This window comes from Metabacillus arenae (assembly GCF_014773385.1).
GTDB classification, from domain to species: Bacteria; Bacillota; Bacilli; order Bacillales; family Bacillaceae; genus Metabacillus_D; species Metabacillus_D arenae.
The window spans coordinates 159,498-168,539 of the sequence record NZ_JACXAI010000011.1; the positions used below are offsets into that span (position 1 = coordinate 159,498).

Consider the following 9,042-nt stretch of genomic DNA (forward strand, 5'->3'; position numbering starts at 1 on the left):
AATGTTTACTATGCCTGTCCATTTTGACGAGAATGAGTGGTTCATTCTTATCGTTTTGTCCTTATTAGTTGTTGTATTTTGGCTAATGCCCCGAAAAATGCCAATTTCATTATCTATCCTAATTATGCTTTTTTTTGCTTTTTTAGGTAGAATTGCTGACTTTGTCCTTGCCTTTGAATATCCCTTAAATTTTTATGACACAATGGACACAAAAAATTATGATTTATTTGATTTTATTACATATTCCATTATTTATCCTCTTTATGGATACTTCTTCGCCGACCTTTATTACAGATGGAATTTAAAAGGTTTATATCGAATTTATTATATCATTGGATGGATTTTTCTCTCCTTATTCTTTGAACACATCGCTAGTTTGTTAAATGTATTCCATTACAATAGGTGGAATATGTTTTCCTCCTTCCTTGCATATATAGTTACTTTTTTAATTGTTATCTTTTTTTTGGAGCAAATAAAAAAATGGTACAATCGAGAAGTGGGAAAGTTTAAAGATGTCTAAAAAGTTGTTTTCTCCCAAGATCCCTAATCAATCTTTTTAAATTCCAGATGAATTGGAATTTTTTTAAAAAAAATAGGCCTAAATTGTTAGCTGCAAAGTTTTTTTCCTATCTTTTTCATAAAAAATTTGATAATGTAATATGTATCAGTGAGGGAGGGGGATCTCATATGATGATATACTTTATTTTCTTAGCTGTATTCATCTTATATTATATAAATAAATTAACTAACTCACTTTGTTTGGTTAGGGAGATTCCAGAGGACCGCCAAGGTAAAGTATTTCGCACGATTAATATACTTGTTACGATATTGCTGATCTCATCCTACATAGAAATTTTATTTGCATCCATTTAAACATAAGGCATCTCATACTTTAATCATCTTATGTTTATGAAACTATTAAAAAGGTGACTCTGTGAAATGAGTCACCTTTTGTATGTTAATGAAACCTGCCCTCATCAAGCCTTGACAAGTTAAATTAGTACAACCAAGCTGCACCAACGATGATTAACAAGATGAACAAGACAACGATTAACGCGAAACCTCCACCATAAGAATAACCGCCCATCATGACACCTCCTTTACCTTTGCTACTAGCTTATGCAGAAGTGATAAAAGCGGATTAGGCTTCTAACACATTTAACATATTTAACTTTTAATCCTACTGGATTTAAAAAATGAATTAACAAACGTATGCAGCACCAACAATGATCAATAAAATAAACAACACGACAATCAATGCAAAACCGCTTGAATAACCTGCGCTCATCTATTATGACCTCCTTAATTAGTGTTCACTATATCCTATGGAACATAAGCGGAGTTTGACTAGACGAACGTCATGGCTACTAAGCAGTTGCAAAAATTTTTTGTTCATGTAAAATGTTTTATAGTGTACCATTAGAAATTATTAATTTTATACATAGGAGTTGTGACTCGAATGAAGAAGTATGCGGTTGCAGCAATTGCTGCTACAAGTATTTTTGCACTTGGTGCATGCAATAATTCTGGAGGAGATTCAGAGGTAGTTGCAGAAACAAAAGCAGGTAACATTACAAAAGATGATTTTTACGAAGCGATGAAGGACCGTTTTGGACAAGATGTCTTAACCGAAATGGTGCATGAAAAAGTACTTAGCGATGAATATAAAGTATCCGACAAAGAAATTGAAGAAGAGCTCGACAAGCTTAAACAACAATACGGACAACAATTCGACTTAATTATTCAGCAGCAAGGCGAAGATGTTGTAAAAGAGATGGTTAAGGTTGACGTTCTCAGAAAGAAAGCTGCTGAGAAGGACGTAAAGGTAACGGATAAAGAAGTGGAAGAAGCTTACGAACAGCAGAAGGGGCAAATTAATGCGAGCCACATTCTAGTTGAAGATGAAAAAACAGCTAATGAAGTTAAGAAAAAGCTTGATGAGGGCGAAAAATTTGAAGACCTTGCAGCAGAATATTCAAAAGACTCATCTGCTCAAAACGGCGGAAACCTAGGATGGTTTGGAAAAGGCCAAATGGTAAAAGAATTTGAAGATGCTGCTTTTAAGCTGAAAGAAGGCGAAGTAAGCGAACCTGTAAAAACGGAACATGGCTACCATATCATTAAGTTAGATAAAAAATTGGGTGCTTTCGAAGAAGAAAAAGAACGATTAACGGAAGAACTTAAAAATCAAAAGCTAATGGATCCTCAGCTGATTCAAGGTGCTCTTGATAAAGCATTAAAAGATGCGGATGTAAACGTTAATGATAAAGATCTTGAAAATCTCTTCCAATCTGAAGAGCAGCCCGCTGAAAAAGAAGAGAAGTAAAACTTAAAAAGGGAAGAAACTTCGTTACAAGTTTCTTCCCTTTTTCTTGTTTTATAAAGCATTTTAAGTTTATTAAATTATAATGTATTAGCCTTGGCTCTTTGTCCAAGCTCCTTAGCTTTACGTTCTAAGCAATCGAAGTATCTTTTTGTGCTTGCTGCTCTTCAGCTTCAATTACACCTTGTTTTCTTCTTTCACGTTCTTTTTCCATCCGCTCAATGAAGACTTGCCCTTCCTTTTCAATAAAGGATTCATCCACTGTTTTTTCTTCTTTGGAAATAGTAAATACCTTATAGCCGCTGTAAATAATCCCAATTATACACAAATAAACCCACCAAGGCAGCATGATCAATGTCCTTATCCTCCTTTTAAAGCTGACTCGCTTTTATTAGCCACTATATGTAAAGAGGACAAGATATATGCTTATTTATGAAAGGATGGTTTGTAAAAAGTTCGATTATCTAGCGGGAAAATTCTTTCTGTAAATTCTCCTGGCTTCACACGCTCAAGAGCACGGTCAAGCATATTCATTTTTGCATCGAGATTATCAATATAATGAAGAATTTCCGCTTCTTTAATCATTGGAGGTTTCGGGCTTCCCCACTCAGCTTTTCCATGATGACTAAGCACGATGTGCTGCAGCATCGTGACTTCCTCGCCTTCGATGGAGAGCTCTTCTGCTGCTTTGGCAATCTCATTTACCATAATAGAAATATGCCCCAGCAAATTCCCCTCAATGGTATAACTTGTAGCAACAGGTCCAGAAAGTTCATAAACCTTTCCAAGATCATGTAAGATAACACCAGAATAAAGCAAATCTGTATCCAAAGAAGGATACAGCCGGCTGATCACTTTAGCTAAATCAAGCATGGATACTACATGGTAAGCCAGCCCAGAAACAAATTCATGATGATTTTTTGTTGCAGCAGGATACTCTAACAGTGCTGTCTGATGTTTTTTAACAAGATGTCTTGTAATCCGTTGAATATTAGGATTTTTCATTTCAAAAATATATTGTGTAATTTTCTCCATCATGACATCTTTTTGAATAGGAGCTGTTTCTAAAAAATCTGATACACTCACATTTTCGTGATCCTGAGCTGTTCTTATCGTCCGGATTTTCAATTGATTTCTTCCACGATAATGATGAATATCTCCCATAATTTTTACAATCGTTTGTGCCGAATAACTCGATTCATCCCCCTGGTTTGCATCCCACAATTTTGCCTCAATTTCACCTGATTGGTCCTGGAGGATTAATGTTAAAAAAGGTTTCCCGTTGCTTGCGATCCCTTTTGTAGACGATTTAATTAGTAAGTGCAGATCGATTTGTTCTCCGACCTCATAATGTAATATTCCCTTACTCATCCCTTAGCTCCTTCCGTGGTGTTTGCTATGTTCATTATATCACTAGATAGTCTTGCCAACCATTTAATCTTGTTATATTGTCCAATCACTCCAGAAAGGTATAGGCTTTGAAATAAAGCCCTTTGAGTTTCTATGAAAATAACATTATAAGACTACTGATTTTTTCAATTTATCTGGTAGAGTTACCTAGTCTACTCACTCATACACTTAATAATCCAATACTATACTATCTTTCCATAACCACCTTCTCTTGGATCAAGAAACGGATATGGATACCAGTTAACAAAAAGACCCCTTATTAATCTGTATGTTTAAGTATGTTAATGGGAAAATAGACCGAGCGGCTATAAAAATCTTATTGCTTTATATAAATCATCTTTTAAATATGGGCCATTTTCATTCCAACCCGTAGTTTTATATAATTGATAAAACCCTTCTTTGTTTGGAACTGTATTTTTATATTTTATTTCTAAAAATAACCGTCCAAATGCAATAAATATGTATATTGTTCTTATTCAAAATATAACATTAAAATTATTTCTAAACAATCTGGACCTGAAATGCAAATGAGCGCCGATCCTAAAGAATGGCGCCGTTTGCTGTAAACCGTATGACTAATGAGCTAAAGAGTTATTATACTAAACGAATTCCTATTTATCATCTGTTTAATGTACTAAAAAAAAGGAACCTTCGGAAATATTTCCAAAGGTTTGTTGATGATTCCATTGATAATTTAAATTATTTTTTAAATAAAAGTTTTATCTAATGCCTCAACAAAATCTACCCAAACAGAGCCATTATTGGCTGAACGAACACAATTTTCAACCCAGCGAACTCCTTCAAGTCCAGCATTAATATCAGGATAAATCAATTTACTTAAAGTTTCTTCATCTCCTCGATCTTTCGCATCAATAGCAATAGCAAACTTTAAATAAATATTTGCCCATGATTCAGATAAACCTTCAACATGCAATGCTCCTAATCTCTCATCAGCATTACAAATGTCATCTAAGTAAGGCATTGCTCTAACTAATGTCTGAATCGGTTTGCCTTGGACTTCATATCTAAGTTCACCAGGATTGCTGTCCCACCATTCTAAGCTTGCCTTCGAACCAACAATACGAATTCTATGGCCATCCATACATCCTGCATTTATGGAAGATGCCCACATTGTACCTACAGCACCATTCTCATAATGCATTATAACGTGTGCATTGTCCTCAAGCGGGGCACGGCTACTAATAAAGCTTTGGCGATCACATAATAACTTCTTTATTTTCATGTGGGGCATAATTAATTGTGACATATAATAAGTGTGTGTAGACAGGTCACCTAGAACAAAGCTCGGTCCAGCAATTTTAGGATCCACTCTCCATTTTTGAGCGTCGCTGTATTTATCTGCGTCATCAGTCGCATTGAAGCCATGTGTATATTGCAAATCTACTACACGAATTTCACCGATATCCCCTTTTTTAATCATTGCACGCATTTGAAGTAACATTTGGTTACCAGAGAATCCATAAGTTACTCCAACAATTTTTCCTTTCTTCTCAGCCAGTTCCTTAATTTCTAGAACCTCTTCACTAGTAAAAAATAGTGGTTTTTCACAAATTACATGTAAATTAGCGTTCAGTGCAGCTTTACAGATTTCATAGTGTGTTCCATTTGGTGTAGCAATAGAAATAACTTCAATCCCATCATCAAGTGTAGCTTCTTTCGCAAACATCGTTTTATAATCTGGGTAGCAACGATTTTCTTCAACACCTATATTCATACCAAAGTCTTTTCCTCTATCAGGATCAATATCAAATGCACCAGCTACTAGTTTAAAAGCAGTATTGTCTCTCAACGCTCCAATACGGTGTTTATAACCAACCTGTCCAAGTCTTCCACCGCCAACCATACCCCAACGTAATGGCCTTTCGATTTTCTTTTCTCCATTTAACATAAAAAATCTCCTCACTTTTAAAATTGTTTATATTTATAACTACTAAACAACTTTTTTCAATTTTTTAATCATTGCCTGAGCATAAAGTCATCAGAATACTGTAATCGTTTGCAAAGATAAATTAAGTTATATTACTTTTAAACTCGGCTTCCAATGCATCTTCTTTATTCTTTGCTTTATAGTTACGGAAATAAAGTTCTAATTCCTCAAGTGTTCGACCCTTTGTCTCTGGCAAATATTTCTTGACAAATGCGATAGCCAGAATCCCCATTGCTGTGAAGACAAAGAATGTTGTAGATAGTCCAATACTTTCAAGAAATACCGGGAAAGTCAAACCAATAATGAAATTTGTTATCCATAGACAAAACACACTAATTCCCATTCCAAACCCCCGCAATCGCAGTGGGAAAATTTCTGCTAGCATTAGCCATGTTACAGGAGCAATTGCTCCCTGCATAAACGCTAAAAACAAAACTGTTAAACTTAGTACAACATACGGTAATGCCGCAGAACCCTCCAGTACTTTAGAGAATATTCCTATGAGAAGCAGTGCTGTCGTCGTTCCAATGAGTCCAATTACTAACATTGGTCTGCGTCGAACCCTTCCTAAGAACCAAATACCTACACAAACTGCTATAACAGATATGAATCCATTTGCAATATTCGCTATTAAGGCTGCCTCTGTTTGGAAACCAGCATCTTTTAGAATTTCAGTCCCATAATACATGATTGAATTTACCCCTGTAATTTGTTGGACGATAGCTATACCGATTCCAAGGAATACAATACGACGTACCCAAGGGACAGCCATTTCTTTAAAGGTTGCTTTCTGAGTTTCCGATTCTTTAACAATAGCTGCATCGATTTCATTAAACTCTGATTCTGCTCTATTCTCCTCACGGATCTGCAGAAGGATAGATAAAGCACCATCTTTTCTCCCTTTTGAGATAAGCCAACGAGGACTTTCAGGAACTCTCAACATTCCAACAAAAAGGAAAATTGCTGGAACGGCTGCAATAACCAGCATATACCTCCAAACATGAAGAGTATCACCCATGGTATTTCCTAATATGGCGTTGAAAACAAAGGCTAATAATTGTCCAACTACAATCATCAATTCATTTTGGGTAACCACTCGTCCCCTTCTCTCAACAGGTGACATTTCTGCTAAATAGGTTGGTACTGTTACCGATGATCCTCCTACAGCAAGCCCTAGAAGGAATCGAAAAATAACCATAGTCATAACATTTGGTGCAAGAGTACAGCCAATCGTTCCAATAAAGAAGAGTACCGCAAGATAGAGAATGTTTTTACGACGACCATTAAAATCTGAAAGTCGTCCACCAAACACAGCACCTATTGCTGCACCCAAAAGCAGTGAACTTGCAACAAGACCCTCAGTAAATGAATTGAGCCCAAGATCTTCAGACATAAAAGGCAAAGCACCATTTATTACACCCGTGTCGTAACCGAAGAGTAACCCCCCGAATGTTGAAACTAAAATAATTGTTCCTAAAAAAGAGTTTTGCCTCGTCTTTTTACTCATTTCAACCCTCCCCCTTTATTATTTTTATTGGACATTAGCTAATGATTTGATTTCCACATCCTTAAAATCTCTAGGTAGAGCTTCTTTCAGAACAGTCATAGACTTCTTAACTCCTGTTAGAGGATCCATCGTTAAATCTTCCATTTCAAGAACAACTGGCCCTTGATAACCTGTCATCTTAATAACTGTGAAGAATTCTTTCCAATAGCTAACGTCATGTCCGTAGCCAAGTGCTACATAATTCCAAGAACGATTTTGGAAACTTTCCATTGGTTTTACATCAATTAGACCATTAATATTATAAATACCTCTTTCTATTCGCACATCTTTCGCATGTACATGATAAATAGCATCACCTAATTCCCTTGCCGCAAAAATAGGGTCACCACCCATCCAAAATAAGTGACTTGGGTCAAAATTCATCCCAATCATATCACCTACCTCATTCCTTAATTTAAATAGAGTTTCAGGGTTATAAACTAGGTTACAACCTAGATTTTCTATAGCGATTTTTTTTACACCATTCTCTTTAGCAATTTTTACAGCCCTTTCCCAATATGGGAAAGCAACTTCATTCCATTGCCAATCCAAAGTTTTAAAATGAGAAGGTAATATTGGGTGTGTTAACCAATTTGGTGTCACATCTTTTGGCCCTCCACTAGGACAACCTGACATCATGACAATTGTTTCAACTCCTAAAAGCCCTGCTAGTCGAAATGTTTTCTCTATAACTTCTTTATGAGCCTCTCCTTCCTCAGTTGGCTCTAGTTGATTACCAGAACAATTTAGAGCAGCGATTTCCAGCCCTCTTTTTTTAATAGAATCTAGAAACTTATCTCTATGAACCGAGCTTTCAAGTAGAAGATCTAAATTTACATGCGGCGATTTTGACCAGTTTCCACAACCTAACTCTAAGGATTCCACACCATTTTCTGCACATATATCAAGCATTTCCTCAAATGACATGTATCCTAATATGTCAGTTACTAACCCCGTTTTCATCATATACATTCCTCCTAAAAATCTTATATAGTACCTGAGTGATATACCTTTAAATTAATACCTAACCACGTTTGCTTAGAGATAGACAATCAGAGCTTAAGGATAAAATTCCAACTTAACCTAAAGATGTTATTTGTGTTTTTAGGACACCATATATTAAATTACTTGATTCACTTGATTCTGCTTAATAGCGGTTCATTTCTAATAAGAAATTAAGTTTAAGATTATCTGTCATTAGTTCGTTTTATGATTGTCCTTTTAGCAACATCCATGTAATCGCTATCATTAGTTGGTGGAAAGGTATTAATCTTTATCACTTCTATTATGATTATATAGATTCTTAAGATAGACGTATTTACACAAAATAGACCACTTTTTTATACTTTAAGGACATATTAAGTGAAAGAACGAAAAGCTCAGGGGCGCTAGTCCTTCGGTGACAAGCATTCGGACGAGCCGGCTGGAAGGTTGTTCTTTAACCTTCTCGGGCGGATTGGCCCTGAGACCTAAGGGCCGATGGCACCTGTCCGGCAAAGGCGTCACGGCCTTATGCCTGCCGGCACTAGGACGTCCTGTCCACCTGCGCTGGACATAGATAGCTAACTTTAATACGTTAACACTTTAATCATCTTAAACTTTTTGAAACGATAAGAAAAAAACCCTCATTCTAAAATTAAGGGTTTACTTTAGAGGTGCAAACATTGTAAAACACATAGGAAAACGCACTTGAATTCACAATATAATTCACAGTGCGTCTGGCGAATTTTCATCGCTTATCATTTCCTAATTCACATAGGAAATCACAGGGTATGAAATAATTATTGGAGGGTGTGTGAATTCTTTGTGATTTAG

The 9,042-nt window shown here is 35.9% G+C and carries 10 protein-coding genes and 1 pseudogene; 3 read left to right on the forward strand and 8 right to left on the reverse strand.

The window, feature by feature from the left end:
* Position 1: 1 nt before the first annotated feature.
* Together IC621_RS10795 and IC621_RS10800 are read left to right on the forward strand one after the other, a co-directional pair.
* A complete protein-coding gene (locus IC621_RS10795; protein WP_191158305.1) occupies positions 2 to 520 on the forward strand; it encodes a hypothetical protein in 519 nt (172 codons plus the stop codon).
* Between the two features lie 167 nt (positions 521 to 687).
* Positions 688 to 873, forward strand: a complete 186-nt coding sequence (locus IC621_RS10800) for a hypothetical protein (RefSeq protein WP_191158306.1) — start codon at positions 688 to 690, stop codon at positions 871 to 873.
* A gap of 124 nt (positions 874 to 997) precedes the next feature.
* Here IC621_RS10800 and IC621_RS10805 read toward each other — a convergent pair whose 3' ends face one another.
* Positions 998 to 1,090, reverse strand: a complete 93-nt coding sequence (locus IC621_RS10805) for a YjcZ family sporulation protein (protein ID WP_191158307.1) — start codon at positions 1,088 to 1,090, stop codon at positions 998 to 1,000.
* Between the two features lie 111 nt (positions 1,091 to 1,201).
* A complete protein-coding gene (locus tag IC621_RS10810) occupies positions 1,202 to 1,288 on the reverse strand; it encodes a YjcZ family sporulation protein (protein WP_191158324.1) in 87 nt (28 codons plus the stop codon).
* Between the two features lie 171 nt (positions 1,289 to 1,459).
* On the opposite strand from IC621_RS10810, the gene IC621_RS10815 reads away from it, so the two are divergent.
* On the forward strand, positions 1,460 to 2,326 hold the full coding sequence (locus IC621_RS10815; protein ID WP_191158308.1) for a peptidylprolyl isomerase: 867 nt from the start codon (positions 1,460 to 1,462) through the stop codon (positions 2,324 to 2,326).
* 127 nt (positions 2,327 to 2,453) lie between these two features.
* Here IC621_RS10815 and IC621_RS10820 read toward each other — a convergent pair whose 3' ends face one another.
* The 6 genes and pseudogenes from IC621_RS10820 to IC621_RS10840 form a co-directional block, all read right to left on the reverse strand.
* On the reverse strand, positions 2,454 to 2,678 hold the full coding sequence (locus IC621_RS10820; protein WP_191158309.1) for a sporulation YhaL family protein: 225 nt from the start codon (positions 2,676 to 2,678) through the stop codon (positions 2,454 to 2,456).
* Between the two features lie 71 nt (positions 2,679 to 2,749).
* Positions 2,750 to 3,694: a 3'-5' exoribonuclease YhaM gene (gene yhaM / locus IC621_RS10825; protein ID WP_191158310.1), complete on the reverse strand. Its 945-nt coding sequence runs from the start codon at positions 3,692 to 3,694 to the stop codon at positions 2,750 to 2,752.
* Between the two features lie 224 nt (positions 3,695 to 3,918).
* Positions 3,919 to 4,002: pseudogene (locus IC621_RS27335) on the reverse strand (Pr6Pr family membrane protein); the annotation flags it as partial.
* 437 nt (positions 4,003 to 4,439) lie between these two features.
* Complete coding sequence (locus IC621_RS10830) at positions 4,440 to 5,642, reverse strand: Gfo/Idh/MocA family protein (protein ID WP_191158311.1); 1,203 nt, start codon at positions 5,640 to 5,642, stop codon at positions 4,440 to 4,442.
* Positions 5,643 to 5,763: 121 nt separating this feature from the next.
* Positions 5,764 to 7,188: a sugar porter family MFS transporter gene (locus IC621_RS10835; RefSeq protein ID WP_191158312.1), complete on the reverse strand. Its 1,425-nt coding sequence runs from the start codon at positions 7,186 to 7,188 to the stop codon at positions 5,764 to 5,766.
* Positions 7,189 to 7,212: 24 nt separating this feature from the next.
* On the reverse strand, positions 7,213 to 8,190 hold the full coding sequence (locus IC621_RS10840; protein ID WP_191158325.1) for a sugar phosphate isomerase/epimerase family protein: 978 nt from the start codon (positions 8,188 to 8,190) through the stop codon (positions 7,213 to 7,215).
* Between the last annotated feature and the right edge of the window lie 852 nt (positions 8,191 to 9,042).

Bases quoted from the DNA above. Each gene is read 5' to 3' on its own strand.
- IC621_RS10795 (WP_191158305.1), top strand. From the start codon at position 2: ATGTTTACTATGCCTGTCCATTTTGACGAGAATGAGTGGTTCATTCTT.
- IC621_RS10800 (WP_191158306.1), top strand. From the start codon at position 688: ATGATGATATACTTTATTTTCTTAGCTGTATTCATCTTATATTATATA.
- IC621_RS10805 (WP_191158307.1), bottom strand. From the start codon at position 1,090: ATGATGGGCGGTTATTCTTATGGTGGAGGTTTCGCGTTAATCGTTGTC.
- IC621_RS10810 (WP_191158324.1), bottom strand. From the start codon at position 1,288: ATGAGCGCAGGTTATTCAAGCGGTTTTGCATTGATTGTCGTGTTGTTT.
- IC621_RS10815 (WP_191158308.1), top strand. From the start codon at position 1,460: ATGAAGAAGTATGCGGTTGCAGCAATTGCTGCTACAAGTATTTTTGCA.
- yhaM (WP_191158310.1), bottom strand. From the start codon at position 3,694: ATGAGTAAGGGAATATTACATTATGAGGTCGGAGAACAAATCGATCTG.
- IC621_RS10830 (WP_191158311.1), bottom strand. From the start codon at position 5,642: ATGTTAAATGGAGAAAAGAAAATCGAAAGGCCATTACGTTGGGGTATG.
- IC621_RS10835 (WP_191158312.1), bottom strand. From the start codon at position 7,188: ATGAGTAAAAAGACGAGGCAAAACTCTTTTTTAGGAACAATTATTTTA.
- IC621_RS10840 (WP_191158325.1), bottom strand. From the start codon at position 8,190: ATGAAAACGGGGTTAGTAACTGACATATTAGGATACATGTCATTTGAG.